Annotated in this window: 22 protein-coding genes and 4 pseudogenes; 2 read left to right on the top strand and 24 right to left on the bottom strand. The window is 44.6% G+C overall.

Features of this window, described 5'->3' with window-relative positions; genetic code table 11:
- Both JL57_RS05255 and JL57_RS05250 read left to right on the top strand, forming a co-directional pair.
- Positions 1-414 (top strand): annotated as a pseudogene (locus JL57_RS05255) (reverse transcriptase); the annotation flags it as partial.
- Positions 415-581: 167 nt separating this feature from the next.
- Positions 582-944: a MerR family transcriptional regulator gene (locus tag JL57_RS05250; protein WP_034141008.1), complete on the top strand. Its 363-nt coding sequence runs from the start codon at positions 582-584 to the stop codon at positions 942-944.
- 131 nt (positions 945-1,075) lie between these two features.
- Here the strand turns inward: JL57_RS05250 and JL57_RS05245 are convergent.
- From JL57_RS05245 to JL57_RS05145, 24 genes and pseudogenes are all read right to left on the bottom strand, one after another.
- Positions 1,076-1,642 (bottom strand): annotated as a pseudogene (locus JL57_RS05245) (tetratricopeptide repeat protein); the annotation flags it as partial.
- Positions 1,548-1,907: a DUF3846 domain-containing protein gene (locus JL57_RS33555; RefSeq protein ID WP_291299732.1), complete on the bottom strand. Its 360-nt coding sequence runs from the start codon at positions 1,905-1,907 to the stop codon at positions 1,548-1,550. The gene JL57_RS33555 and the pseudogene JL57_RS05245, both read right to left, overlap by 95 nt.
- A 20-nt stretch (positions 1,908-1,927) precedes the next feature.
- Positions 1,928-2,608 (bottom strand): annotated as a pseudogene (locus JL57_RS05240) (transposase); the annotation flags it as partial.
- Positions 2,609-2,646: 38 nt separating this feature from the next.
- On the bottom strand, positions 2,647-2,886 hold the full coding sequence (locus JL57_RS33550; protein WP_291299731.1) for a hypothetical protein: 240 nt from the start codon (positions 2,884-2,886) through the stop codon (positions 2,647-2,649).
- Between the two features lie 977 nt (positions 2,887-3,863).
- The gene (locus JL57_RS33545) at positions 3,864-4,457 is read right to left on the bottom strand and encodes a hypothetical protein (protein ID WP_291299730.1); all 594 of its coding nucleotides are present in this window, start codon (positions 4,455-4,457) and stop codon (positions 3,864-3,866) included.
- A gap of 38 nt (positions 4,458-4,495) precedes the next feature.
- On the bottom strand, positions 4,496-5,497 hold the full coding sequence (locus JL57_RS33540; protein WP_291299729.1) for a hypothetical protein: 1,002 nt from the start codon (positions 5,495-5,497) through the stop codon (positions 4,496-4,498).
- 360 nt (positions 5,498-5,857) lie between these two features.
- The gene (rlmD, locus tag JL57_RS05230; RefSeq protein ID WP_034141006.1) at positions 5,858-7,174 is read right to left on the bottom strand and encodes a 23S rRNA (uracil(1939)-C(5))-methyltransferase RlmD; all 1,317 of its coding nucleotides are present in this window, start codon (positions 7,172-7,174) and stop codon (positions 5,858-5,860) included.
- Between the two features lie 39 nt (positions 7,175-7,213).
- Positions 7,214-7,921 (bottom strand): CPBP family intramembrane glutamic endopeptidase, encoded by a 708-nt coding sequence (locus JL57_RS05225; protein ID WP_034141005.1) that lies wholly within the window; start codon positions 7,919-7,921, stop codon positions 7,214-7,216.
- Between the two features lie 305 nt (positions 7,922-8,226).
- Positions 8,227-9,405, bottom strand: coding sequence for an acetyl-CoA C-acetyltransferase (locus tag JL57_RS05220; RefSeq protein WP_034141004.1), 1,179 nt, complete (start codon positions 9,403-9,405; stop codon positions 8,227-8,229).
- 263 nt (positions 9,406-9,668) lie between these two features.
- Entirely contained in the window at positions 9,669-10,811 is a 1,143-nt protein-coding gene (locus tag JL57_RS05215; RefSeq protein WP_034141003.1) for an acyl-CoA dehydrogenase, read from the bottom strand.
- 170 nt (positions 10,812-10,981) lie between these two features.
- Positions 10,982-11,764, bottom strand: a complete 783-nt coding sequence (locus JL57_RS05210) for a short-chain-enoyl-CoA hydratase (protein WP_034141002.1) — start codon at positions 11,762-11,764, stop codon at positions 10,982-10,984.
- Positions 11,765-11,832: 68 nt separating this feature from the next.
- Positions 11,833-12,678, bottom strand: a complete 846-nt coding sequence (locus tag JL57_RS05205; protein ID WP_034141001.1) for a 3-hydroxybutyryl-CoA dehydrogenase — start codon at positions 12,676-12,678, stop codon at positions 11,833-11,835.
- Positions 12,679-12,702: 24 nt separating this feature from the next.
- Entirely contained in the window at positions 12,703-13,842 is a 1,140-nt protein-coding gene (locus JL57_RS05200) for an acyl-CoA dehydrogenase (protein WP_034141000.1), read from the bottom strand.
- A gap of 38 nt (positions 13,843-13,880) precedes the next feature.
- A complete protein-coding gene (locus tag JL57_RS05195) occupies positions 13,881-15,068 on the bottom strand; it encodes an acetyl-CoA C-acetyltransferase (RefSeq protein WP_034140999.1) in 1,188 nt (395 codons plus the stop codon).
- 26 nt (positions 15,069-15,094) lie between these two features.
- A complete protein-coding gene (locus JL57_RS05190; RefSeq protein WP_034140998.1) occupies positions 15,095-16,393 on the bottom strand; it encodes an acetyl-CoA hydrolase/transferase family protein in 1,299 nt (432 codons plus the stop codon).
- Between the two features lie 116 nt (positions 16,394-16,509).
- Positions 16,510-17,745, bottom strand: coding sequence for an OFA family MFS transporter (locus tag JL57_RS05185; RefSeq protein ID WP_034140997.1), 1,236 nt, complete (start codon positions 17,743-17,745; stop codon positions 16,510-16,512).
- Between the two features lie 581 nt (positions 17,746-18,326).
- On the bottom strand, positions 18,327-18,845 hold the full coding sequence (locus JL57_RS05180; RefSeq protein WP_034140996.1) for a DUF6125 family protein: 519 nt from the start codon (positions 18,843-18,845) through the stop codon (positions 18,327-18,329).
- Positions 18,846-18,869: 24 nt separating this feature from the next.
- Positions 18,870-19,637 (bottom strand): annotated as a pseudogene (locus JL57_RS05175) (enoyl-CoA hydratase/isomerase family protein).
- 24 nt (positions 19,638-19,661) lie between these two features.
- Entirely contained in the window at positions 19,662-20,069 is a 408-nt protein-coding gene (locus tag JL57_RS05170) for a cobalamin B12-binding domain-containing protein (RefSeq protein ID WP_034140995.1), read from the bottom strand.
- A 21-nt stretch (positions 20,070-20,090) separates the two neighbouring features.
- Positions 20,091-21,731 (bottom strand): methylmalonyl-CoA mutase, encoded by a 1,641-nt coding sequence (locus JL57_RS05165; RefSeq protein ID WP_034140994.1) that lies wholly within the window; start codon positions 21,729-21,731, stop codon positions 20,091-20,093.
- Positions 21,732-21,736: 5 nt separating this feature from the next.
- Positions 21,737-22,681, bottom strand: a complete 945-nt coding sequence (meaB, locus tag JL57_RS05160; protein ID WP_034140993.1) for a methylmalonyl Co-A mutase-associated GTPase MeaB — start codon at positions 22,679-22,681, stop codon at positions 21,737-21,739.
- Positions 22,678-23,196 carry a cob(I)yrinic acid a,c-diamide adenosyltransferase gene (locus JL57_RS05155; protein WP_034140992.1) on the bottom strand — a complete coding sequence of 173 codons (519 nt, stop codon included), beginning with the start codon at positions 23,194-23,196 and terminating at the stop codon, positions 22,678-22,680. Before JL57_RS05155 ends, meaB begins: the two co-directional genes overlap by 4 nt.
- A 341-nt stretch (positions 23,197-23,537) precedes the next feature.
- Positions 23,538-24,128 (bottom strand): PolC-type DNA polymerase III, encoded by a 591-nt coding sequence (locus JL57_RS05150; protein WP_291299728.1) that lies wholly within the window; start codon positions 24,126-24,128, stop codon positions 23,538-23,540.
- Positions 24,129-24,299: 171 nt separating this feature from the next.
- A complete protein-coding gene (locus JL57_RS05145) occupies positions 24,300-26,183 on the bottom strand; it encodes a DUF294 nucleotidyltransferase-like domain-containing protein (protein ID WP_034140991.1) in 1,884 nt (627 codons plus the stop codon).
- Between the last annotated feature and the right edge of the window lie 453 nt (positions 26,184-26,636).

Below are 26,636 nucleotides of genomic sequence, written 5' to 3'. Positions count from 1 at the left end.
CTGGCGCGCAAATTCGATATCAGCATGAAGAAAGTGTTCGCTCGGTACGGCAAAGCTCTTTTGGTCAATTACACAAATGCTAAAGGTAAAGCCTGTTCTGTCAGTCTGGCACTGTACAAATCTTTTGCAAGAAAAAAGGACTTCTTCGCCAAAATCAAGTCAGCCGTTAAAACATTCTACTTGCCCAAGTTTAACTTGACGGACCTGCTTGCCCGTGTATGCTACATCTGCGGCAATCCGCATTCCAATGTCAGCATGTATCATAGGAAAACGAAGAAGAAGCTCGACAAACCCTATTCACCGATTGTCACTGTCATGCTGAACATCAACCGGCGTCAGATACCCCTTTGCGAACATTGCTTTGCCAATGTCGAAGCTGACAGGTTCCAGCTTAATCAGCTGAAACGACGATAACCCATTTGGAATATGGAGAGCCGTATGCGGTGACAAGTCGCTTGTACGGTTCGGGAAGGGGCGGGTTACTTTGCTAATCCGCCTATTTCATTTTAGTATAGTAAAAGCATATAACCTTGAGTTAGCTCTAGGTCAAGCATAATTTCATATTTATAAAGGTGAATAAAATGAGTTATTCCATTGGAGAGTTCTCTGCCATTTCAAATTTAAGCATTCACACATTGCGTTACTATGAAAAAGAGCAGCTTATCATCGTCGAACATGATGCTACTGGCAGGCGTCGTTATACAGAAGCAGATGTTAATTGGATTCTCTTTATTAAGAGACTGAAAGAAACCGGTATGTCCATTAAGCACATTAAGCAATATGCAGCGTTACGGTATGAAGGCGACTCCACTCTGCATGAACGATTGGGCATACTGGAAAAACACCGTCTTTTCGTCCTTGCAGAAAAGAAAAAATGGGAGTCCAATCTAAAAAACCTAGACGAAAAAATTAAGATCTACAAAGAAAAAATTACTGAGTTGTAGCCGTGATAATCATTTCTGGCAAGGCAAGTGACAGTTATATCCCATCAGCGTTTTCGCTTGCCCAACCGACAAAAAAAAGCCACCTTTTTTGCAGGTGGGTTCAATCTCAGAGGTACATATGGATTTGAACGCAGTTCTACAGCTTTCTGGATGTCCTTCTCCACATGGCTTCCTTTGAGGTAGAGCTTTGCCATGGCATACTGCGCGAGAGCATTTCCATTATCCGCAGCTTTACCAAGCCACTGCAATGCCTTTTCTACATTTTCATGTTCACTGTCCGTTTCAAGATAAATCTTGCCGAGCATATACTGGGCGTTGACATTTCCGAGCTTCGCTGCTTTTTCAAAGTATGTGATGGCAGCAGCAATATCCTTCTCGGTACCTGTTCCGGTATAGAGCATCTGACCGAGACGGTACTGGAGCTTGTCGTCCTTGCTTTGGGCTTCCAATACTAAAAAGCCGGTGAACGCTTTTTGGAAGTGCTCATCGGCTTTCTCCATATTCTTCTCGGCACCGATACCATCCCGGTACATTTTGGCAAGCTCATAGGAAGCATAGGGATTTTTCTGTCTTGCAGATTTTTTATATAAATCAAAGGCGGTTTCATAGCTCTGCTCTACGCCGTAACCATGATAGTAGAGTCCGGCAAGGGAATATTGCGCATACTTGTGATTTTTGGCAACCGCCATGTGGAACCAATCCACTACCCGCAATAAAAAAGTTGCCGACGAGGATGTCATTGCCCAGGGAGCGGTTGCCCTCCGTTTCTAACAGCTTGTCTTCTTCATTGCAGACAAGGGAAACATAGGACGCTAAATCTACCGCCTGAATGTTCCCTCCAACCGCTTTCTGCATGGAGGCAAGATCATTGCCGATCTCCGCAACATAAGGAGTCTCATGCGGCTCAACCATTAAGACTTTTATTTTTTGATCATACTGTCGTATTAGAGCAAATAGAAGCATTTTTAGTCTTATTCACTACCTCAACTTTCGCAGCTCCAATCGGTACTCAAGATCGCTAACCATTCATTTTTCTTAGTTCGATGACGGACAAACACGATGACCATGGGTATCCCAGGTGACATCTGAGTACGGATGGAACGAAGAACTCCTTTGTTTTTCCCTTGTGCCGGTGTTGCAACACTATAAAGCTCTTTAAGCGATAACTTCCTGCTGTTCACTAAATAACGCTGATTTGTAGCTTTAACCATACCGATGACATCCAAGCCACACTGAGTAATCTCCCGAATCAGGGGAGCGAAGGTAAACCAGCTATCCATTAAAACATAAGAAGCTGCCATTCCGGATGCCAAAGCCTGATCAAGCATCAGTGGAACTAACTCTGTGGATCGTCGTAACGCTTCGGTACGCCGTTTATAACCCGATGTACGTTTATCAATCCTGTCTGAAATCCCGTTAATCTGGGATTTTGTTGAACTAAGCAAGGAGAAATCGACGGGGATGAACGTATGTCCATCCGACCACCCTAACGTGAGCATGCGAAATCCATGATAGTAACAGCCTTTAGCGTGATCCCAACACCTCGCGAGGAGTTCAACGGCCTTACTCCTGTTTCGCTCATACATGAAATCATCAACAATAAATACAGTCACTCGATGACTAGAAGTTAATGAACAGACCTTTTTAACCATTTCCGAACTTAAAGCGGTAAGGAATCTACGCCAAGCATATCCTGAATGGTTTAAGAAACGATAAACGGCGCCTTGCCAGGGAACAACTCACCTCTCTCAGTTTCAAGAAGGCGAAACCAGTTTTTGTGGTGGAAAATCAAAACAAAAATTACTTGGAAGAGATAGGAACAACTAAAACCGAATTTCTTCTTAAAACCTGAGTTTCTTAGATGTTTCAGAACTTTTAATTCCTTAAATGCCGGTTGAATCTCTTTTGGTAGTTGATTTTTCTGTTCCTTTTGCGCTATCATTATCAAGTAGAAGACACCTCTTTTTCTATTTGGTAGTGGGTTCTGGACAAATTCACTATACCAAAGAAATGGGGTGTTTTCTATGTCAATGAGCATATTGGTGGAGTACTTTTTCCTTTAACGCCTAGGTTCTAAGCAAACTTTCGCTCTGCGAAAGTTGAGTACCAATTATATTTAGCCCCTCTCCAACAATAATCTCACATTAGTTATATGCGTTCGTAAATATTATGGCAGCCCCGGCACTCCACATGCCCTAAGGATACAAAAAAGATGCCGCTGAGGCTGATACTCCCTTGGCGACAAGTATATCGTATTTTCTTGTGTTCTAAAGGCATCGAATTCGATGCCTTTAAATAACCTATTCATTTAGTTTCCCTTTTCGATCCTTATCAGTTGTCCTGCCGCTAGCTCAGGTTCGAACAAGGTAAATGCAATATATTTATATATACCCCTCAAATCGATAACCGCTTGTTTCGTAGAAACTACTTTGTATTTCACATCCCATAATCTTTACGGATATCTGCGAAAGTTTCCGATACGGACTTGGTATTTCCCTGTAGGAAATCCTCATATCCTTTTACTTACTCAGCATTTAGTTCCTTTTCGGTTAGGTCGGCAACACTCATGAGTTTTGCGGCAGGAAGCTTTCCTGGAGTTGAATTGCCTAAAGGTACTCTATTTGAAAATTTGGCTGTTTTAAGATTTACTAAGCTAGCTTAGTAAATCTTAAAAGCGGCAATTTTAATCATTTCCTCGGACACGGTCTCCACGACGTCCTTCCATCGATTGACCGGCTCCTTCTTGAGTTCCGCTTGCACCGTCTCCGCTAAACGGGTTTGACTGTCAAGGCAGCATTGTTTAACCTGTCGGACCGCTCCGCTACCTGATCGGCATAGTGATTTTGTTCCAATATTTCTGCCGCAATCTTTTGGCCGAGTTTATCATGCAGGCTGTGCTCCAGGCTCTTCTGCATGATATTAGCGGGCGGTATCTTTGCCTTTATCGTACAATTGGATTTTCCCCTCCAGCCAGGCAAGAAACTGCGGCGTACTCATGGCGTTCAGTTCCACCCTGCACTCCTGCAGCCATTTCTCCCACACGGGATCAACATAGCTCGCCACGCCCTTTTTGCGACCTGATTTCACTACCTTTTCGATTTCCAGCCCCATGGCGACGGCTTCTTCAGGATCTAACCCAAGATTGATGATTTTCACTTTTCGACCGGGTCTGGCTCCGGTTTCATTTTGCAGGGTGTCATAGATGGTCGTGCCATAGGCGTCCGCGTCATGAATGCAGAAAAAGGTGATCTCTTCCCCGGAATTTTCCCCGATCGCGTCCAGTAAATCCTTGACCGCCCGGCTGGCATAGCCTTTACTGGTGAGTAAGGCCATATCATATTTCTCGGGGATTTTCTTTTCTTTGAGCACATTGAAGAAGCCTTCTTTTTCAATGTACAGGACTTTATTGAACGTCCAGGCGAGCTTATGATAATTTTCCACCGCTATCGTGCCGATGGAAATATCTTCGCCGCAATGGGGATGATACAGCGTCCCCCGCTCATCCCGGTACATCAGCGGGATGTCGCCGTGTTCCGCTTCATAACTGCCGATCAGGTCCCTGCAGAAATAGGTGTAATCCTATGGAATAATCCGCAGCCGAAAATACTCAGCTCATTTTTGCTGTGGTAGACATTGATCTCGCCGGTAGCCGGGGATTTGTTGAGCAGTACCGTTATATGGGGCGCATCGGCAATGTCGGCGTACACTTCAAGGACAAACGGTAGTTCCGCCTCGTGTTCCCCTTTGATTGTCCTGACCTTAAAAGTGCCGGTTGATTTACAATAGCCGCTCCAGCCGCCCAGCTCGCCGATACGCCCCAGCCTCTCCGGATTAACATTTTTCACCAAGGCTCTGAGTTCAGCCAAAAACGCTTCCGTTTCTTCAAAACTTAAGTTATCGGCGGGCGTTTTGAGATATTTTTGGGCTATTTTCCCTGCTTTTCCACCGGTGCAGCCGTCAAATTGGGCGATCAGTTCCCTAACCGATCCGCTGAATGATTGAAATAATTCAAAGAAGTTCTCGCTGGTATACCAATAGGGCGAGGTCTTCCCCCGGTAGGTTTCACCTCTGGCATATTCTATCGCCATGTGCGCCCAGGCTAAAATGATAGGCATTTCGCCTAGAGTAAAGCTGATTTTTGTCCCCGCTTCGTGATAATCACTTAAGCTTTCCGGTAGGGCTAAGCCGTTGTTTTGGAAATTAATCTTATAATTTTTGCCTCTGGTGGAAACATATAGCTCACCGCCCGACGCGACCACCGCCCCGACCACCACGCGCAGTCCGTTCCCCAGCGCCCCTCTGGTGGGCAGTCTCAGATATTTGGAGGACCTTAGCGGCCTGCTGATGGAAAACATCTCCGGATCCAGGCCGGGCCCGCGATCCTTGACATAGAAAAAACCGCCCTCATAACCGATTTCACAGCCGCCGCATGTATCCAGCGCATTGTCCGCTAATTCCTTGCAAACCAGCATCGACAGTTTACTTTTGGGCAATGTATCCATATTTCTGAATAACTTCCAGTCTTCACGTTCAAAAAACATCGCTGAATTCATTCCTCCTGCAAGAATAAGGCATTGTAAACAATATAGACTATGATATGCTTATACACCCGCAAGGGGGAACGCCCCATTCTTTTCCGGTGGCCATAATTTCAGAAAAAACAAAAGCCCAGGACGGGTAGAACCCCGTCTTAGGCTTATTGGATGCCTTCCGTAGAAAACATTTATTGCAGGATATGCGTATTGTTTTTGGGTCTCTCCATTGCCATCGGCGCTGCGCCTGTCCATCTCACAGAAATTCTACGATGTCATCTATATTTTAACTCTTTTTTAGGGAGCAAAAAATGCACTTTTTCAGCCCGTTTTTTGCACATTTTTTGTGTAAAAACCACTACATATAGTGGTTGGCCTACCTTATTTGCCCTTCAAACCACTATTCGTCATCATTATTATACACTCCACATGCATCGTCCACGGAAACATATCCACCGGTTGCACACTATCTACCCTATATCCCCCCTGAGTCAGCACACCCAGATCCCGAGCTAGAGTCCCTGGATCACAAGACACATAGATGATACGTTGGGGCTTTAGCTCTAGTAAGCGTTGCACAACTTCAGGATGCAGCCCTGCGCGCGGGGGGTCTAAGACCACCACATCTGGATGTTCTTCTATCTTCATTATCCGTTGTTCAACTTTTCCCTTCAGGAATTCGACGTGACCTATTGCGTGATTATTAACGGCATTTTGAATCGCGTTTTCAACGGCATATGGATTTTCTTCAATACCCGTTACTTTCTTAGCCTGTGCTGCTAAAGCTAAGGTTAGGGTTCCTATCCCTGAATAAAGATCCCAGACAATTTCTTCTCCGGTCAGAGCGGCCAAACTTAAAACGAGTTTGTAGAGGACATCGGTTTGCTGTGAATTGACTTGCAAAAAAGATAAGGGGGACACCTCAAAGGTCAGATCGAGAATAGTTTGGCTAAAATCTTCGTCACCCCAGATCAGGACTAAACTCCCTTCTTCGTCGGTCCCCCAAACGGAACGTAGTCCTTGCTCGAAAAGAGTCTCAAAGAATTCCGGATTTTCTTCTGCAGAAAGGATTTTCGTTAGGGTTCCTTCTAATAATAGGAGTCCTTCGTTCTTCGTGTTTTCACGGAAGGTCAAGGTATGTATTTCTGGATAACTACCGGCTAAGAATTCTCCCGTCAATCGTATCCAACGATTCATGCGTTCACTTAGGAGGAGGCAATCTTGAAAGTCGACAAGAGCTTGGGATTTTTCCTTGTAGTATCCCAATTGTCCGTCGGATTTACGGTGTAGACGTACCTTGTTTCGATAGCGCCAAGGTTGTTCCATTCCGATCGTGGGTTTGACCTCCACGTTGATTTTTCCGATTCGCTTGAGTGCATCCGCAACCCAGCGTTGCTTCCATAAAAGGGTCTCTTCGTAGGTTGTATGCTGAAGCTGGCATCCTCCGCACTGTTCAAAGACAGTGCAAGGCGGATCGAGACGCAGGGGGGAACGCTTAGTAACCCTCTGAAGATGGGCGCGCTGCCACTTCTTCTTAGCTTCATATACTGCTATTTCCCCAATTTCTCCAGGCAACAGTCCCGGCACGAAGGTTGCAATACCGTTTTGATACCCTATCCCTGAGCCATCTGTGATGAGACGCAAACACTCAATTTCGGACGTCTCACCCAAAAGATTGTGATTCAATTTATTGTTCATGATATCTCCTTCTTATGTTCACTGCCCTGAATCCAGCCATTAATAGCGCTGAATCCACAGGGCAACTGCCATTAAAATATTCCAAGTCCCATGGGCTACTATAGCCGGCCAAATACTCGAAGAACGCTCGTATAACCAAGTGAGCACCACTCCACCAATAAATAAGGGTATGAAGCGCACCATTTCTAAATGCAATGTGGCAAAGAAGATTCCTGCGAGCAAAATTCCTTTACCTTTTCCAAAGGCCTGACGAAGCGGTGGATACATTAGGCCACGAAAAAGCATCTCTTCCTTAATCGGAGCAATAACTCCTCCTAAGATCGTGAGAAGTGCAAATTCCCATGAATAGTTTGCCCCTTTTATTGCCACGGTAAAACTCTGAGGAGCCGGTGTTCCTAGTAATTTTGTCAATAGGTTTCCTAAGAGACCGATGCCCACAAATAATAATACTCCTACAATAAATCCCAAGACCAGGAATTTTTTTTGAGGTTTAACAAACCCTAGGTCTGTAAACGGCCGACGGATAATCTTCAGAAATAGTCCAATTACGATTAAGTAGACAAAGGCATCTCCTAAGCCAACCCCGATAAAGTTAAGTACCCCGCGAACAGAATCTAATTCCTTAGGAGTCTCCAACCATCCGAGGGGAAATTCAATTAACGTCACAATCGACACTACCAGCAACCCTTGCCATATATTCCAAACTGGTTGACGCGGCGGTATCCTTAGGTCGATTTTTTTGCCCATTGTAATCATCTCCTCTATCTTCCAAACTGTCTATCGTCTATTAAGTATATCTTCTTATCCCTTATCAATTCTAACGGTAAGCTAAAGCATTGTCCAATATTAATAAAAAGATGGGTCAAAAAGTCCAGAAAAGCCAATGCCCAAAAGAAAAAGGTAGGTGAATTATTTGCTAATTCGCCTACCTTGTTTACCTGTAATTTTTCCCATACGTAACTTATCCCATACGAACTTATCCCACGAAGATTCAATGTCAACTATAGTTGAACAAGTTTACTGACAACAAGGATCAAGTTTATATCAAATAATTAACGTTCCACTATAAGCGCGATACCCTGACCTCCACCGATACACAACGTAGCTAAGCCACGGTGCGCTTTGCTACGCTTCATTTCATGAAGTAATGAAACAAGAATTCGGGTTCCTGAAGCACCTACCGGATGCCCCAAAGCAATCGCTCCTCCGTTGATATTCGTTTTTTCCATATCAAGTTCTAAGTCTCTAGCCACTTTCAAGGTTTGTGAAGCAAATGCTTCGTTGGCTTCCACGAGATCAATATCTTCGATACTTAAGCCAGCTTTTTCTAAGGCTTTTCGGGTTGCAGGGATAGGACCTGTGCCCATAATCAGGGGATCCACGCCCGCGGAGGCCCAGGAGGTAATTGTTGCCAAAGGAGTCAAGCCAAGTTGCTCTGCTTTCTCCTTGGCCATGACGACTAGAGCAGCTGCCCCGTCATTAATCCCCGAAGCATTGGCAGCCGTTACAGTTCCATCCTTTTTAAATGCGGACCGTAGTTTTGCGACGCCATCATAGGTTGCTCCAAAACGAGGAAATTCGTCTTGGAAGACTACGACCGGATCCCCTTTACGTTGAGGAATGGACACGGGTACGATTTCCTCAGAAAACTTACCAGCTTTAATAGCAGCCTCAGCACGATTTTGGCTAACCACTGAGTAATTATCTTGATCCTCACGAGAAATCCCGAACTGCTCAGCAATATTTTCTGCCGTTATACCCATGTGAACGTTGTTAAATGCATCAGTCAATCCATCTTGAATCATAGAATCGACCATGGTATCATTGCCCATCCTATATCCTGTACGGGCCTTGGGAAGTAAATAGGGAGCTAAGGACATGCTCTCCATTCCACCTGCAACCACAATATCTGCATCTCCCACCATAATACTCTGAGCGGCACAAACAATCGATTTAAGTCCGGATCCACATACTTTATTTAGCGTCCAAGAAGGCACTTCCTGGGGAATCCCTGCTTTTATGGCCGCTTGACGAGCGGGATTCTGGCCTAGACCAGCCTGAAGTACGTTCCCTAAAATAACCTCGTCAACTTGATCTGCAGTAATTCCAGCTCTTTGGATTGCTTCCTTTAGAACAAGTGCTCCTAACTCCGCAGCAGATATTTGCCCTAATGCACCACAAAAAGAACCTACCGGAGTACGCACTGCGCTGACGATAACAACCTCTCTCATTATATTTTTATCTCCTTTCTATTTAGCTAATTCTTAGGCTGTAGCAATTTCTTTTTATCCAGTTTCAAGACCCCCTCTTGTTGTCAAGCGGGGGCTCGTAAACGTTAATACCTTCATACTACCATAACAAACATAACAAACATAACAAACATAACAAACATAACAAGCAAATACTTTTCTTTTGCTTGTTATATAGCAAAGCACAAAATGTACTTCGTACTTCACAATTCTAAATTCATAGAATGTGAAGCTCTATCACCGTATTAATCTTTAAGAATATGACTACTGATTACAATGCGTTGAATCTCACTGGTTCCTTCGTAAATCTCCGTAATTTTCGCGTCCCGCATCATGCGCTCCACGGGATATTCACGGGTATATCCATATCCGCCATGGAGCTGTACTGCCATGGTAGTTACTGCCATCGCTGTCTCGGAAGCGAATAGCTTCGCCATTGCGGATGCCTTGCCAACGGGTCTATGTTCAGATGCCAGGTAAGCAGATTGATAGACGAGCAGTCGTGCAGCCTCAATTTGGGTAGCCATATCCGCCAACTTAAATTGTGTATTCTGAAAAGCAGAGATGGGTTTGCCAAACTGCTCTCTTGCTTTGGTATACTTTAGGGCCTGTTCATAGGCGCCTTGAGCAATCCCTAAGGCTTGAGAGGCTATGCCGATTCTGCCATAATCAAGGGTCTGCATCGCGATTTTAAACCCCTGTCCCTCTGCTCCAAGTAAATTTTCAGCGGGAACCCGAACATCTTCGAACACTAATTCATAGGTGGCTGAGGAACGAATCCCCATCTTTTTCTCTTTTTTACCAAAGCTGAAGCCAGGCATTCCTTTTTCAAGGATAAAGGCGGCAATTCCTTTATTTCCTTTGCTCTTATCCATCTGAGCTGTAACGACATATACATCTGCATAATTGGCATTAGTTATAAAGATTTTACTACCATTCAAAACGTAGTCATTGCCATCTCGAACCGCCGTTGTTCGTGTCCCTGAAGCATCTGAACCTGCCATGGGCTCGGTCAAACCGAACGCTCCGAGTTTTGCGCCAGTAGCTAGCGGAGTCAAGTATTTCAGCTTTTGCTCTTCAGTTCCAAACATTGCGATCGGATTGGCACATAAGCTTGCGTGGGCAGAAATTGTGACCCCGACAGAGGCATCGACCCGAGATAGTTCTTCGACTGTGATAGCATAAGAGATGTAGTCAGCCCCGACCCCACCATACTCTTCTGGGAAAGTAACCCCAGCTAAGCCGAGTTCTCCACATTTTTTCCATATCTCGACTGAAAATTCTTCCGTCTCATCCCGTTCTTCTGCACCTGGTGCGCACTCCTTCTCTGCAAAATCACGCACCATTTTCCGCATCATGATATGATCTTGGGTTAAATCAAAGATCATTCCAATCCATCCTCTCGTTTGCCAATCCTTTTCTTCGGATTCACATTTTATCCAATCGTAAGACTCCCACTTCTACAAGTGGGAGTGGTACCCCCGGCTCCGCTTCGGTGGGGGTAGAGTCCCCCACCGAAGACTCGATGTTCAACTTTAGTTGAACGAGTTCACTGATATTACTTTCCTTCAAACACGGGTTTGCGTTTTTCTAAAAAGGCCGTACATCCTTCTTTTTGATCTTGGGTACTACAGGTTAGACCGAAAACTTCTGCTTCGTAGGCTTGTGCGCTGTCTAAGTCCATATTCATGCCCCGCTGAATTGCACTTTTACTGAGCTGTACAGCTGCAGGTGCTCGTCCTGCGATACGATTGGCAAGCTTTAGTGCTTCTTCCTTGAGGGTCTCTAATGGATAGATTCGATTGACTAAGCCTATTCGATATGCTTCGTTGGCATCAATGATATCTCCGCTAAAGAGTAATTCACTGGCGATTCCTGTGCCGACTAAGCGAGGTAAGCGCTGGGTGCCCCCAAATCCGGCGGTCAGCCCTAAGGTAACTTCTGGTTGGCCAAACTTAGCATTTTCACTGGCAATCCTCAGATCGCAGGCCATGGCTAGCTCGCACCCTCCCCCTAAGGCAAATCCGTTGATGGCAGCGATTACGGGCTGGGGCATCAGCTCAAGTTTGCGGAAGGTAGCATGCCCTAATTGGGCAAACCGCCTACCTTCTAAGGCGTTAAAGTCTTTCATCTGGGATATGTCGGCTCCTGCTACAAAGGCCTTTTCTCCACTGCCTGTGAGGACTACGACTTTGACACTGGAATCCCTCCCCAACTCATCGAGCACGGTGGACAGTTCCGATAATGTGTCACTATTGAGAGCATTTAGGGCTTTGGGTCGATTGATGGTCAGAATGGCGACTGCACCGTTCTGTTCGAGTAATAGGTTTGTATACTCCACTTATATCCTCCTCTTTGATCCTGTCTCTGTCTCGTGACTTGGACCTTCTTAATGGACAGGATCTTTTTTTATTCACCGTAATTGTAAAAGCCTCGTCCAGATTTACGTCCCAACCAACCCGCTTTAACGTATTTACGAAGTAACGGGCAGGGTCGATACTTATCGCCGAGACCTTCATGGAGAACTTCTGTAATAGATAGCACAGTGTCCAGTCCGATTAAATCTGCTAAAGCCAATGGCCCCATGGGGTGATTCATGCCTAATTTCATGACATTATCAATCGCTTCAACTGTAGCTATGCCCTCGTATAGGGTAAAAATGGCTTCATTAAGCATGGGAATTAAGATACGATTCGCGACAAATCCGGGAGCATCATTAACTTCCACAGGTGTTTTGCCCATTGCCAGGCTTAAGGTCTCAACCGTTTTATAGACTTCGTCGCTGGTGGCCAAACCACGAATCACCTCGACAAGCTTCATCACAGGAACGGGATTCATAAAATGCATTCCAATCACTCGATCCGGACGTTTAGTAAATGCTGCTATCTCAGTGATCGGCAATGAGGAGGTATTGGTCGAAAGTATCGTGTGCTCAGGGCAAATGGCGTCGAGTTGAGAGAACACTTGGGCTTTGATGGCCATATTCTCTACCGCGGCTTCGATGACTAAATCGACCACAGCGGCATCTTGCAAGGAGGTCGATTTTGTGATACGACTTAAGATGATTTCCATATCCTCCGCCGTCAATTTTCCTTTTTCGACACTGCGCTTGAGATTTTTCTGGATTATGCCGAAACCCCTCATGATAAATTCATCCTTAATGTCATTTAAAATCACAGAGTAGCCTGCTTGAGCGGCGACTTGGGCGATTCCGCCCCCCATTTGTCCCGCACCTATAACCATAATTGTTTTCATAACTTATTCCTCCATTTTCGTCTCTCATTTTCTCAAATGCTTCGCAATAACAACCCTCTGAATCTGGTTAGTTCCCTCGTAAATTTGGGTGATCTTGGCATCCCGCATATAGCGTTCAACTTTATACTCTTTACAATACCCATACCCCCCGAAAATTTGCACAGCATCGGCCGTCACCTTGACTGCGGTATCACTGGCAAACATTTTAGCCATCGAGGCTTGTTTAGCATAGGGAAGCCCGGCCATTCGAAGTGAAGCCGCCTGATAAACTAGTAGCTTCGACGCTTCAATTTGAGTTGCCATATCGGCAAGCATGAATTGAATCCCTTGAAAGTTGCCAATGGGTTGTTTAAACTGTATTCGTTCTTGTGAATAAGCGAGTGCTGCTTCAAACGCCGCCTCGGCGATTCCCAAGGCTTGGGCACCAATTCCGATCCGTCCACCATCCAGTAGAGACATCGCAACTTTGAAGCCTTGCCCTTCTGCTCCCAGAAGGTTTCCCACTGGCACCCTAGCGTCTTCAAAGATCAATTCACAAGTTGCGGAGCCATTCAGTCCCATCTTCTCTTCCTTTTTCCCAACTTTAAAGCCAGGCGTATCTTTATCCACCAGAAAAGCAGTGACCCCATGGGGCCCTTTTGCTCGATCTGTGGAGGCCATAACTAAATATACATCTGCATAACCGGCGTTGGTGATAAAGCGTTTTGTTCCATTCAGGATGTAATGGTCTCCTTGACGTACTGCCATGGTTTTTAAGCTCGACGCATCTGAGCCAGCATTGGCCTCTGTTAACGCAAACGCCCCGATAAATTGTCCACTAGCCAGCTTAGGCAAATAGTATTGTTTTTGCATTTCTGTCCCAAAATAAAGAATAGGGAACGTTCCCACTGATGTATGAACTGCTAAAATCACCGCTGTCGAAGCGCATCCCTTAGCAATTTCTTCGATCGCTATAATATAGGACAAGAAGTCTGAGCCAGCACCGCCGTATTCCTCAGGGATAGGAATTCCCATGAGTCCGAGTTCACCCATCTTCCGAAGGGTCTCTAAAGGATACTCATGCGTCTCATCGGTTAGCATTGCTACCGGAATGATTTCATCTTGGACAAAATCTCGGACCATCTTCTGCATCATCAGTTGGTCCTGGTTCAACTGAAAGTCCATCCAGTTTTTCCTCCTTCGATTTCTACACCTTTGCCCTTTTAAGCTCCGTATATCTCAAGCATGATAGCATCGCCCTGCGCTGCTCCACTACAGATTGCAGCAATCCCAATTCCTCCACCACGACGACGCAACTCATAAATCAAGGTCATAATAACTCTCGCTCCACTCGCCCCGATCGGATGCCCTAGGGCAATAGCCCCACCATTGACGTTGACCTTAGAGGGATCCCACTTAGCAATCTTTTGACTCGTTAACGCGACCGCTGCAAAGGCTTCATTGGCTTCTATTAAGTCAACATCCTGAATAGTCATTCCTTTTTGTTTGAGAAGTTTATTAATTGCCAAGCCCGGCGTTGTGGCGATATAGGCTGGTTCTTGGGCTACGCTGGCATGCCCAAGAATTGTTGCCAGTGGCTTTTTACCCATTTCACGGGCCTTTTCCTCACTCATCAGGACCATCGCCCCTGCCCCATCATTAACACCCGGTGCATTTCCTGCTGTAACTGTTCCATCTTTGACAAAAATAGGTGGTAATGAGTTGAGCTTTGCCAGAGTGGTATCCCGACGCGGCCCTTCATCGACTGTAAACCAAAGAGAGTCTCCTTTTCTCTGTGGGATTTCCAATGGAGCGATCTCCTCGGCAAACTTGCCCTCTTCGATGGCCTTAGACGCTAATTGTTGAGAACGAAACGCAAAGGCATCCTGATCTTCACGTGAAACTCCATACTCTTTGGCCACTGTCGAACCGTGAACAGCCATATGAACATTATGAAAAGCGCACCACAATCCATCATTGACCATCAAGTCCAGAAGACTATCATTTCCCATCCGATAACCAAAGCGGGCTTTTTTTAAGGCAAACGGAGCATTTGACATGCTCTCCATTCCTCCAGCAATAATGACATCGGCATCTCCAGCACGGATGATAGTTTCGCCTAAGCTTACTGCGCGCATCCCTGAGGCACAAACTTTATTGATTGTCTCGGAGGTGACCTCCACAGGAAGTCCTGCTTTAATACTCGCTTGACGCGAGGGCACTTGCCCTACCCCACCTTGGATAACCATCCCCATTAGGACATTATCGATAATGTCCCCGGGAAGGTCTGCTCGTTTAAGAGCCTCCCGAATTACATGTGCTCCCAAGTCAACCGCGGCAATATCCTTAAGACTCCCGCCCATCGTGCCAAAAGGGGTCCTTGCGGCACTCACAATCACTGCTCTGGTCATTAAATCTCTCCTTCACTTCTATATTCCTAAAGTAAGTTCATATTTTTAGCAGCTTCCGTTAGCTCGCCGCGGAAATCTGGGTGAGCAATAGCAATCAATGCTTGCGTTCGTTGCTTAGCAGATTTCCCCCGCAACTGGGCTACACCATACTCCGTAACGACGTAGTTTACATCATTTTTCGAAGTTGTAACTGCAGAACCCGGTGTTAGGGTCGGGGTGATCCGCGAAATTTTTCCATCCTTCGCGGTGGCAGGTAGCACAATAAAGGATTTTCCACCTTTAGAACGATTTGCTGCCCTCACGAAGTCTGATTGTCCTCCAGTTCCACTGTAAGGTGTGCTTCCCATGCTCTCCGAGCAACATTGGCCTAGGAAATCTACTTGCACTGAAGCATTAATTGTGATTAAATTGTCGTTCTGTCCCGCAAGAAATGGATCATTCGTATAGTCGACCGGATGCATCTCCAGCTGCGGATTGCGGTGCATAAAGTCATAGAGACGCTTTGTACCCAGTGCAAAGGTTGCTATGAATTTACCTGGTAAATAATTCTTACTTTGGTTCGTAACTGCGCCACTTTCAATCAGGGTCAAGATCCCATCCCCAACCATTTCTGTATGAATGCCTAGATCATGTTTATGGGTGAGTTGCATTACGACAGCGTCTGGAATAGCCCCAAAACCGATCTGAATTGTTGAACCGTCGTCAATTAGGTCTGCCACGTATTTACCGATTGCTTCCTGAACCGGGCCAATTTTAGGGAGCCCGACTTCTGTTAGAGGTGTGTTATCTTCGACAATGGCTGAAACCTGAGAGATATGAACTAAGCAATTTCCATTGGCAAATGGAACGTTGGGGTTAACCTCCAACACAACAGTCCGGGCTTTCTTAATCGCTGCCATCGTATAATCCGTTGCTAAACTGATGGAAAAATAACCATGTTCATCCATCGGTGAGGCAAGCGAAAAGACAGTATCCGATGGAAAGAGTCCATCTTCAAACAACCTTGGCATTTCGCTAAAATAACTGGGAATGTAATCGATCCAGCCTTGCTGACCCCCCGCTCGTGTAGCGCCTCCGAAGAAGAATGCCACATGGCGGATATGGTCGACTGTTTCAGGATCAATATACCCGAACTTCCTTAACGGAAGAATCTGATATACTCTCACGTCATGATACTCCCGACGATGCTCTGATAAAGCCGTCAAAAGAGCCGGTGGTTCACCAACTCCTGTTGGTACGACAAGACAATCTCCATCTTGGACAAGCTTAATACCCTCGACTGCTGTGCAAAGTTTCTTTTGGTAAAGTTCTGTAAAATTAGGCAATTTTCTCTCACCTCAAAACATTCTTTAATAATTTACTTCCTGCCCAGAGGAAACAAACTCCCTCGATAACTCTAAAATTATTACAATCACATTAAAGCTACGACGTATTTAACAGCTTATTTACTCACGCTTGTAGCAGCCTTTAATTCACCGTTATTATCAAGTGGTGGTTTAGTAATGAAGGCAATGCCCAAACCAACTAAACTGGCAACTCCACCGATGAGGAAGGCGCTTTTAAAATTACCCGTTGCATCTTTGGCCATCGCTGAAACTATCGGAGCACCAACCGCTGAAGCACTGAAGAATAAGAGTACTAAACCATAATTTACACCTAGGTGCTTCGCACCAAAGAAGTCAGCAACCGTAGCTGGCATGGTACCTAAAAAACCACCGTAACAGAAGGCGACGATACCAATGCCTACCAGTGATATGAAACCTTGCAGTTGGTTGAGGAAGAGCATGGTAACACCAGAGACAAATAATAGCACCATCAGAGTACGTACACGACCCATCCTATCCGCAGCAGCGCCCCAAAGAAAGCGTCCCGAGGCATTCCCAATGGAGATCAGCATGATTGCAAACGTTGCCGCATAGTCAGAAAGACCTGCTTGAAGCGCCAGAATCTTACCAAAAGGTATCACCATTAAACCCGAGATACAACCAATCAAAAGGATCATAGAGAGCATATAAAATTGAGGAGTTGCCAACATTTCCTTGGGTGAATAATTCCGAGTCACGATTGCAGCCTTAGTACCAGCAACCGGCGGAGTCCAACCAAATGGTTGATAACCAGGTGGTGGGTTTTTCAGAAACTGTGCCGCTCCGATAATCAAGATACCAAAAACAATGCCGAATATCGCGAAGGTTTCCAGCACCCCCTTGCTACTGACTAAACTTTTTGCAATCGGGGTAAATATCAATCCACCAGCACCTAAAGAGCCTACCACTAATCCGGTAATAGTTCCTTTTCTATCTGGGAACCATTTAGACACGCAAGCAATAACCGGAGTATAAATCATACCCACACCAAAACCCATCAAAGCCCCATACGTCAGATACAAAAGCCACGCTCGATCAGCAGTAGTATAGCTGGCCAAAAAGACGCCTAAGCCGATCATAAAACCACCAACAGAAGCTACTTCCCGAGGGCCAAATTTGTCCTGAATCCTACCTCCAACAACAGTACCTAAAGCGAAGATTCCCAAGGTAAAAGAAAATGTAAGGGCTGCAGCTGCCTGTGTCCAACCAAACATTTTGACTAAAGGTCCTTGAAATACTCCCCAGATATATACTGCACCTGAACATAGCATAATTATCATTCCTGCAAGGGCAACGATCCAGCGTTTACTCATTTGCGATTCTCCTTTTTATAAATATTTTGATTTGACTCTATAAATAGATAATGATGACAAAAAGGTTTACGTGTCTTAGCTAATGCAAGTTCATCAGATGCTGTGATCTGACAATGATATTCCCCTTCCCTTCAGGTTCTCTCCTTTCCGTCTCTTTCTGTGTCCAAAATAACTAATATTGTTTGTTATATTCGTAATCTACAGAATTATCTTGCAATTGTCATGCCAAGGAATTTTTTGGCTGCTTAATAAAGCTGATAAAAGCTATTCATACGGGTTACGGTCTTGTATCTCTTATGACTTTCATAAATGCCTCGACCCAGAGATGTACACTATCGTTTACATTCAAAGGCACTTAATTCATCTTCTGTCTAAGTGTCCTTGCTTTATAACCATGTCTACCTTTGGATACATGTACCCGAGTGTTTACATCTTAAATGGCGCCTCCCAGACGGTTTGCCGAGAGCTATAATTTTGTTTTAATTCTATTCCCCGTTTGAGGGTATCTTACTTTTTATCAATCATCCTGTAATACGGCATAAGCCCTTCAGAAGAAGGGCTTATGCTTCGCTTTTATTAAGTTACTCCATGTCCATGGTAAACGTCCATCCACAATAGAATTCCTCTGGATGGGGATCTGGTGGGCATGCAATACAACTCGTCTTAATTCGAGAGTCAATCGTTGAAGCGAATAACGAGTACTCAACTTCACCCACTGGCTTACAAGGATGATCCGGAAGATTTTTTCGTTTTCGGGCAGATTGGACACGGCAATCAAGCATTTTGAAAATTAAGGTTTGTTCGTCTGGTCTAGAGCATTCTTGAACATTTAAAAAGGCATAAAGTCGGAACTTTAATGCTCTTTCCAAGGCGTCTAGCCCACCGTTTTTAGGTAAGTCAAGGAAGGATATAATGCGTTTAGCCTCAAGAACAGTAAACCGTCGCCATGCCTCAATATCACGCTCCACTGCTTCTTCCATTCCCCGTGCTTGCTCAACTGCTTGGAACCATAGCCCATCGTGAGCTATCCAACGTTTGGCAAAGTCTTCTAATAGTTCAAGTGCTTGTTCTCGTGTTAAATCTTCTTTAGAGTTTAACATTCTAGGTTCCTCCCTCTAACAGGTTTACATCCCCTTGAAAACTGGTTTTCTCTTTTCTAGAAAAGCCTTTGTTCCTTCTGTGGCATCCTCGGTATTTTGCAATGTGTCTAAGACATATTCTGCAAGTTCGTATCCTTCCATCCCTCTGTTAACAGCCTTTTTAACAGCACGGATCGAGAGAGGGGGCATTTGCTTAATTTCTTCGGCCAGCGCCAAAGTAGCCTCCATCAATTGCTCAGGGGGAACCACCTTCATAACGAAACCCCACTGAACCGCTTCTTGTGCGCTGACAAATTTCTTTGTCAGCAGTACTTCTTTGGCTCGGAAACGCCCAACTTCGCACGGAAGCCTTATGATTCCATACGGTCACAATATACCAAGACTCGTGGCTGGCCAGCCAAACTTTGCCTTTTCGGAGGCCACATTCAAATCAAAGGCCAAAACCCATTGGGCGCCGTCACCAGCGGCTGCACCATTAATCGCACCTAAAACAGGTTTCTGAAAATCGTAGAAGGATTTAGCCATGACTAACAGACTATGATTGACAGTTTTCTGCAATGCTGCATCCTGAGTTCCCGCGTCTAATTCATTAATATCAGCTCCACTACAAAATCCGCGACCCGATCCAGTAACGATCAAGACTTTGGTTTCAACGTCTGCTTCCAGTTCAGCGAGGGTGGCAAGAATTTCACGTCTCATGGTCATATTGACAGCATTGAGTTTGTCCGGCCGATTTAAGGTGAGTATTGCCGTTCCTTCTCTTTTCTCCACAATAATTGTCTCAAGCCCCATAAAATGACTCCTTTGCATTAGACTTTACTCATATAACTTTACTCTCTCTCTAATCCAACTCACAATCTCCGTCGTAGTTGCTCCCGGCGTAAACAACGCTTCAACGTGCCCAGCCGTAATCAACGCTTCGATATCTTCCTCTGGAATCGTTCCCCCACCCATGAGTAAAATATCTTCCGCATTTTGCTCCTTGAGGAGCTCTTTAATTCTCGGAAAAATCGTCATGTGCGCTCCAGATAGAACACTTACTCCGATTAAATCAACATCTTCTTGGATCGCTGCTTCCACTAATTGTTCTGGGGTTTGATGCAATCCGGAATAGATGACTTCCATTCCTGCATCACGCAGAGCACGCGCGATCACCTTGGCCCCTCGGTCATGTCCGTCCAAACCTGGTTTTCCCACCAGGACACGAATTCGAGTTTTATTCATAACGTTTCCTCCCACACTATCCTAAAATACAGCTTGTTCTCGGTACTCTCCGAAGACATCTTTAAGGACTGCAATAATTTCTCCCTCTGTAGCATAAGCCCGTACAGAGTCCATAATCTTCGGAATCAAATTATCGGATCCCTTAGCTGCTTCCTTCAAATCTGTCAAGGTGGTCTGAACGCGGATGTTATCCCGGCTTTGTTTTAATGCAATGAGCTTGCGTACCTGTGCCCGCTCAACCTCGGGATCAATTTTCAGCAACTCCATCTTGTCGTCTTTTTTCTCATTGACAAATCCATTAATACCTACAATAATCCGATCGTTGCTTTCGATCTCTTTTTGATATCGATAAGCCGCATCGGCAATTTCCTGCTGGAAGAAATTTTCTCGAATTGCGCCTAGGACTCCTCCTAATTCATCAATCTTTCGGAAGTACTCTTCAGCGCCTTCTTCCATTTGATTGGTCAAGGTCTCCACAAAATACGAACCCGCTAACGGATCGATGGTATTCGTAACACCCGTTTCATAAGCGAGAACTTGCTGGGTTCTCAGAGCAATCTGAACGGACTTTTCTGAAGGCAATGCCAAGACCTCATCCATGGAATTGGTGTGCAACGACTGAGTTCCTCCTAGGACAGCAGCCATCGCTTGATAGGCAGTTCTCACAATATTATTTTCCATCTGTGGACCCGTTAGAGAACAGCCTGCAGTTTGAGTATGGAAACGAAGCAGTAGACTTTTCTCATTTTTGGCCCCGTATTTTCCCTTCATGTGACGCGCCCAGATCCGACGAGCTGCACGTAATTTGGCGATCTCTTCAAAGAAATCGGTATGGGAATTAAAGAAGAACGACAAACGAGGTGCAAAGTCATCCACATCAAGACCGGCTTTGATACCTGCCTCAACATAGGCAAAGCCATCCGCGAGCGTAAAGGCCAATTCTTGCAATGCTGTGGAGCCCGCTTCCCGAATATGGTAGCCGCTGATACTGATGGTATTCCACTTTGGCACATTATCTTTGGAAAACTTGAAAATATCCGTGATCAGACGCATCGAAGGATCCGGAGGGAAAATCCAAGACTTTTGAGCAATGTATTCCTTCAAAATGTCATTTTGAATCGTTCCGGTTAATTTATTAGCGGGAACACCTTGCTTTTCGGCAGCCACTATATACATGGCCCAAAGGATGGATGCTGGCGCATTGATGGTCATAGAAGTACTCACTTTGTCTAAGGGTATATCTTGGAACAAGGTTTCCATATCTTGTAGCGAATCAATGGCCACCCCGACACGACCAACCTCTCCGTAGGCACGTGGGTGATCCGAATCATAACCCATGATGGTTGGCATATCAAAAGCCACACTCAAACCAGTTTGTCCTTGGCTGAGTAAATACTTATACCGTTCATTCGATTCTGTGGCCGTGGCAAACCCCGCAAACATCCGCATAGTCCAGAGTCTTCCGCGGTACATATTGGCTTGGACTCCTCGGGTATAGGGATACTCGCCCGGATTTCCCAAATCTCGTTGATAGTCAATATCCACTGTATGACCTGGCGCATAGAGCGGGTCAATCGGTACACTCGACACTGTAAAGAACGGCCCTTTTCGCTCCTTTAGAGTGTCATAGTTTGCTTTCCAGCTCAAGAAGTTATTACTCATCCCATTTATCCTCCTTTAAAACGCTCTGCCCATAACGCCGCAGCGACTTCATAGGGATCTTCTTTTTCTATATCGCCCAATTTCTGTTGGGCTGTTTCCCATACGTCTTCAAACGTTGCTTGCAGTTTATCTTCCCAATGGCGCCAGACTTGTTTGCGAAGACGGTGTTTACGGCGCTCATCTCTTAGCCCAGACGTCTTCATATATGTTTGATGAGCCTCAGTCTTTTCGAATAGCGTCTCCACTCCAGTTCCATTTGTTACACTCGTTAAGACAACCGGTGGACGCCAGCCCAATCCATCACAACTTAAGTTTAACATCATCTCGATGTCGCCCTTCATACGTTCTGCCCCGGGCAAATCTGCTTTATTGATGACAAAAACATCAGCGACTTCCATAATTCCAGCTTTGATGGCCTGTATTCCATCCCCTGTTCCTGGGTTAAGTACGACCACGACGGTATCGGCCATTTGCATGATTTCTAGCTCAGACTGTCCGACTCCAACTGTTTCCAACAGAAGCCGCCCATACCCTCCGCCTTCTAAAATACGCAAGATATCGGAGGTTGATCGCGTGACTCCCCCTAGGTGCCCTCGAGTCCCCATGCTACGTATAAATACGTCCCGATCTGTCCCATGGGCCTGCATACGAATCCGATCGCCCAATATAGCCCCTCCAGAATACGGACTACTTGGATCTACTGCAACAATCCCTACTCTTTCGTCTTTAGCACGGTAAAGCGTTGTCAAAGCCTCCACTAACGAGCTTTTTCCAGCTCCCGGCGGCCCGGTAATTCCTAACACCATCTGCTTTCCAGTTTGTTTTAGGACGCAACGCATGATATACGCTCGCTCTATATCGTCTTCAACCCAAGAAATAAGTTTGGCGGTTGCCCTGCGATCTCGTTCAAAGAAGCGTACTAACCATTGATCCAATGCATCTTTGTTCAAAATTCCATCCCTGCCTTTGCCTCGACCCCTTGTTGATAAGCATGACTATGCTCTGTCATTTCAGTCACGGTATCTGCGATTTCCTTGATCTCAGGTGCAGCATACCGTCCGGTCATCACCAAATTAAGTCGAAGTGGTCGCTGTTGAACTAAATCAAGGACCTGCTCCACAGATATTAATTTAAAAACCACCGCCACTAGGATTTCGTCAAGGACGATCAGATCAAATTTATCTTCTTCGAACCAACGTCTTGCTTGTTCGAGCCCATCTTGGGCCATCTGAATATCAATGGGATCAGGATTTTCATATGAAACAAAGGATTCCTGACCCGATTGAACCAAGGTGAAGTTGGGTAGCACGGCGGCAATTTTTACTTCCCCGTAATTCTTACTCCCCTTCATAAACTGAAGAAACCCAACGGTTTGGTTATGCCCAAGTGCTCTCATACTTAACCCCAGAGCCGCTGTAGTCTTGCCCTTCCCATTCCCTGTATAGACTAGTATTAGTCCAGACAAACCACCTAACCCCCTTCTTTTTCAAGATTGTTCCAGTCCCATCCTTCCTCATGTTTAGAATTTGCCCTTTATTCCGAATATCCTGAATTATCTTGCAATTATTGTGCCAGAGACCGAATTCATATATTTTAAAGCTCATTACAACCGTTTTCAAGGGTTTGGGTCCTTATAATCCCTTATGGGGTTTAAAACGCCTCATTTAAAAATGTATACGACTATTTACACCTAATGTGACTTATATCGTGTTTTGCTTTCTTGTCCTCCCTTTAGCTCTATGTCTACTTATGGATACATGTAACGATTCGTTGACAAATTATTATGTTTCATTCATGCCCGACTGTTTATTGAGTGCTAAATTTCAGATATTTATAACCGTAAAGCAAATCAGTCGTCGTTCTGATACCTTTTTTCTTTAAATCCTCAACCATTCCTAGGAAAACGTTAGCAGCAATGATTGAATCTCCTAAAGCAGTGTGGCGACCCATTAAGGGCACTCCATAAACTTCAGCCAAATCTTCAAGGGAATGACTTATTTGGTCGGCGAAAAGTAAATGTGAGATTAAATACGTGTCCAAAATAAGAGGGTACAACTTTTCTCCACAGTTGTTTTGCAGTTGCGCATTTATAAAACTAACATCAAAAGCTCCGCAATGAGCCACAAGCAAGGAAGGCCCTGCAAAAATCATAAACTTATAATATGCCTCCACGAAATTCGGTGCTGCTGCAACCATTTCATCTGTGATACCGGTCAATTCTGTTATAAGAGGAGGGATTACACGATTAGGATTTATGAATTGGTGAAACGTCTCATCAGTAAGCTGTCCATTGTTAACAACCACTCCCCCAAGTGAAATAATTTTATCCCCTTTATGAGGATAAAACCCTGTTGTTTCTGTATCAAATACAATAAATCGACTGTTATCTAACGCCATGGTAGGCCATTTTCTCAGACGGAAAGCCGTTACCTCTTGACAAAATTCTTCATCAACTGCGAACAATAATTTATAAAGATTAACAAATATACTAATCTTTAATCCCCCCCATACAAATGCTGTACTATATAGTGTTCCTTTCTCTTTAAGTGGGAGAAAGATTAAATTGCCTTATTTGATTTGAAATGCAGCTCTGGTTACGTTTTGCAGACGATCAACTGCCACAAAACTCTCGCGCATAACGGAGCGTTCTCTTTCACTGAGGTTAGTCGGGTTAATATAGTTATCTGGAATGAAACCTAGACTAAGCTTTCTCAAGTTTTCTCGCATCCTAAACATCATAAGGGATTGAAAGGCCGCTTCGAAGTACTCGGCATCATCGGCGGAGATGGCTTCGAATTCGACAAGTTTTTTTAGCCGCGCTAAAGTATTAACCTCGACTACGCTTTTCCACATAGCAAAAATGCGGATACAGTCCACAAGCAGAACACCAGCAGCCCTTTTTAGATCTACTTCGTTTTTATGGTCTTTGTTCTTTTCCAATATTACGTTTTTGAATAGGTTAAGAGGTACCCTATGGCTAAGCGTATCACTTGTAAGGAAGTGGAATAGAGTCGGTGTATTGCGAAACACATGCAATGTATAATCACGCAGCGCGTGTGCCAAATACTCTTGTCCATAAACTGGTCTGAAATCCAAAAATATCGTGAACTGACGAACAGCGTCTGGGTCAGGTGTGTTTGCCCATTTATAGACCGTTTTTTTCCAATTTGTAATCGAACGACACCATTCAGGATTAGTAGACATAATATTACCCGGACATTTAATGAGACCACATAGTTCTAATCCTTCCGTTACATAGTCTGCCAGTTCTTTAAAATAGTTCCTAATCTCTTCTTCCTCATCAAGCGAAACATCGGCATAAACTATAGCATTGTCTTGGTCTGAAGAGGGAGTCAGCTCTTCACGACCGCCACTGCCCATGGTTAACCAGCAATAATCAACAGGCGGTCGGCCGAGACCTTTTTCAACCATTAAATTCTCTGCCAGCAAAAGGAGTCTTCTGGTTAATATGTCATATAATTCTGACACTACTTCCCCAATTTCACTAGCGGTGGCTTTTTCCCTGATCATGGTAGCCACTGTATCGTTGATTTGCTTAGAAGCTTGTGCCAATTCTGAGATACTTCCGGCAAGTTCTATATCTCTAACAATCGTTATGGAATTAGTAATTCTTGCCCTAGTTAAATCTCCAATTGTAACAATACCGATAGGGCGAGCATGTTCCGTGACCACAATATATTTGCCGTGACTTTTCAGCATGGTAAGCAGTGCTTGGTAATAGAAAGCATTGGCTGTCAACGTAGGGGGGGGTTGTTGCATAATATCGACTGCGGTAATTACTGAAGGGTTGCTGTCACGGGCTAATACTTTGCTAATAAAGTCACGCTCGCTAACTAAGCCCAGCATTATACCATTAGGATCTACAACAACCATAGAACTAATTTTTTTCTTTGTAAACAAACGAGCTAAATCGTTGATCGGCGTGTGCGGCTGACAGGTTTCGACGGGAGTGGACATAATGTCATAAACCTTCTGTTTAAAGCGATCAAATCCTAAACCAAACGACTCATAGGGTTGTTCTTGTAGCATTTCTTCGTACAAGCCCCACAATCGATCCGTTAATACGCGGTTAAAATAGAGCGCAACCTCTTGATAGTTCTGTAAAAGATTTTCAAAAATTTCTTTGCCCAGCACGTAACACGTTAAGTCTGATTGTGCTTTGGACGAGGCAGGGTATCGTTTGCCAGTAAGAACAACAGTTTCTCCAAAGAACTCTCCTTGACTCCTTAGTCTTACTGCCCCGTTTTTCCCTGTAATGATTTCCGCAACTCCTGATAGAACTAAAAATAGAGAATCCTGTGATTTTTCGCCCTCAACAAAGACAAAACTACCTTTGGGATAGGTCTTAATGGGTATCGTTTGACTCAATTCCAATAAAACATTTTCCGGCAAGTGATCAAATGGTTTAAATTGCTTTAGTTTAAGTGACACATACTTCCCCCCTGGATTTGATCTAGGCAGTAACCATGTTATCTTTATTCAATTCAGTCAGAAGACTTCGATGTGATTATAGTATACCTTCTTTATCAAAATGTTAAGAATTTTCTTTATAAAGTATCAATATCCCTTATCTCAAATTTTACTCATATGTTAATTTCGATGTACACTTTCAGGCACATGTATCCGTGCGTGTACGTGACGCTGAAGCTAGGACACGGAGGCTTATCGGGATTTTGATACCTAATACTGTTAACTTAAGTGTACATCTCTTGGATCGGGTATTAATGAACCCCTAAGGGATATGGGGATGGAACCCTTAATAATAGTACGAAATAGCCACTTATAATGATCGGAATAGTAATGGCACTATAATTGCAAGACAATTCTGCATATTATGAATAAATAAATAATTAAAGAAAGGAGTATTTTTGAATTCATTTACGG

Source organism: Desulfosporosinus sp. BICA1-9 (genome assembly GCF_000802135.1).
This window is presented reverse-complemented; position numbering and strand designations above follow the sequence as displayed.

Bases quoted from the DNA above. Each gene is read 5' to 3' on its own strand.
- JL57_RS05220 (WP_034141004.1), bottom strand. From the start codon at position 9,405: ATGAGAGAGGTTGTTATCGTCAGCGCAGTGCGTACTCCGGTAGGTTCT.
- JL57_RS05215 (WP_034141003.1), bottom strand. From the start codon at position 10,811: ATGATCTTTGATTTAACCCAAGATCATATCATGATGCGGAAAATGGTG.
- JL57_RS05185 (WP_034140997.1), bottom strand. From the start codon at position 17,745: ATGAGTAAACGCTGGATCGTTGCCCTTGCAGGAATGATAATTATGCTA.
- JL57_RS33540 (WP_291299729.1), bottom strand. From the start codon at position 5,497: ATGAATTCAGCGATGTTTTTTGAACGTGAAGACTGGAAGTTATTCAGA.
- JL57_RS05250 (WP_034141008.1), top strand. From the start codon at position 582: ATGAGTTATTCCATTGGAGAGTTCTCTGCCATTTCAAATTTAAGCATT.
- JL57_RS05225 (WP_034141005.1), bottom strand. From the start codon at position 7,921: ATGGGCAAAAAAATCGACCTAAGGATACCGCCGCGTCAACCAGTTTGG.
- JL57_RS33545 (WP_291299730.1), bottom strand. From the start codon at position 4,457: ATGTACCGGGATGAGCGGGGGACGCTGTATCATCCCCATTGCGGCGAA.
- rlmD (WP_034141006.1), bottom strand. From the start codon at position 7,174: ATGAACAATAAATTGAATCACAATCTTTTGGGTGAGACGTCCGAAATT.
- JL57_RS05205 (WP_034141001.1), bottom strand. From the start codon at position 12,678: ATGAAAACAATTATGGTTATAGGTGCGGGACAAATGGGGGGCGGAATC.
- JL57_RS05180 (WP_034140996.1), bottom strand. From the start codon at position 18,845: ATGTTAAACTCTAAAGAAGATTTAACACGAGAACAAGCACTTGAACTA.
- JL57_RS33555 (WP_291299732.1), bottom strand. From the start codon at position 1,907: ATGCTTCTATTTGCTCTAATACGACAGTATGATCAAAAAATAAAAGTC.
- JL57_RS05200 (WP_034141000.1), bottom strand. From the start codon at position 13,842: ATGGACTTTCAGTTGAACCAGGACCAACTGATGATGCAGAAGATGGTC.
- JL57_RS05165 (WP_034140994.1), bottom strand. From the start codon at position 21,731: ATGAGTAATAACTTCTTGAGCTGGAAAGCAAACTATGACACTCTAAAG.
- JL57_RS05170 (WP_034140995.1), bottom strand. From the start codon at position 20,069: ATGAATAAAACTCGAATTCGTGTCCTGGTGGGAAAACCAGGTTTGGAC.
- JL57_RS33550 (WP_291299731.1), bottom strand. From the start codon at position 2,886: ATGATAGCGCAAAAGGAACAGAAAAATCAACTACCAAAAGAGATTCAA.
- JL57_RS05195 (WP_034140999.1), bottom strand. From the start codon at position 15,068: ATGACCAGAGCAGTGATTGTGAGTGCCGCAAGGACCCCTTTTGGCACG.
- JL57_RS05150 (WP_291299728.1), bottom strand. From the start codon at position 24,128: ATGGCGTTAGATAACAGTCGATTTATTGTATTTGATACAGAAACAACA.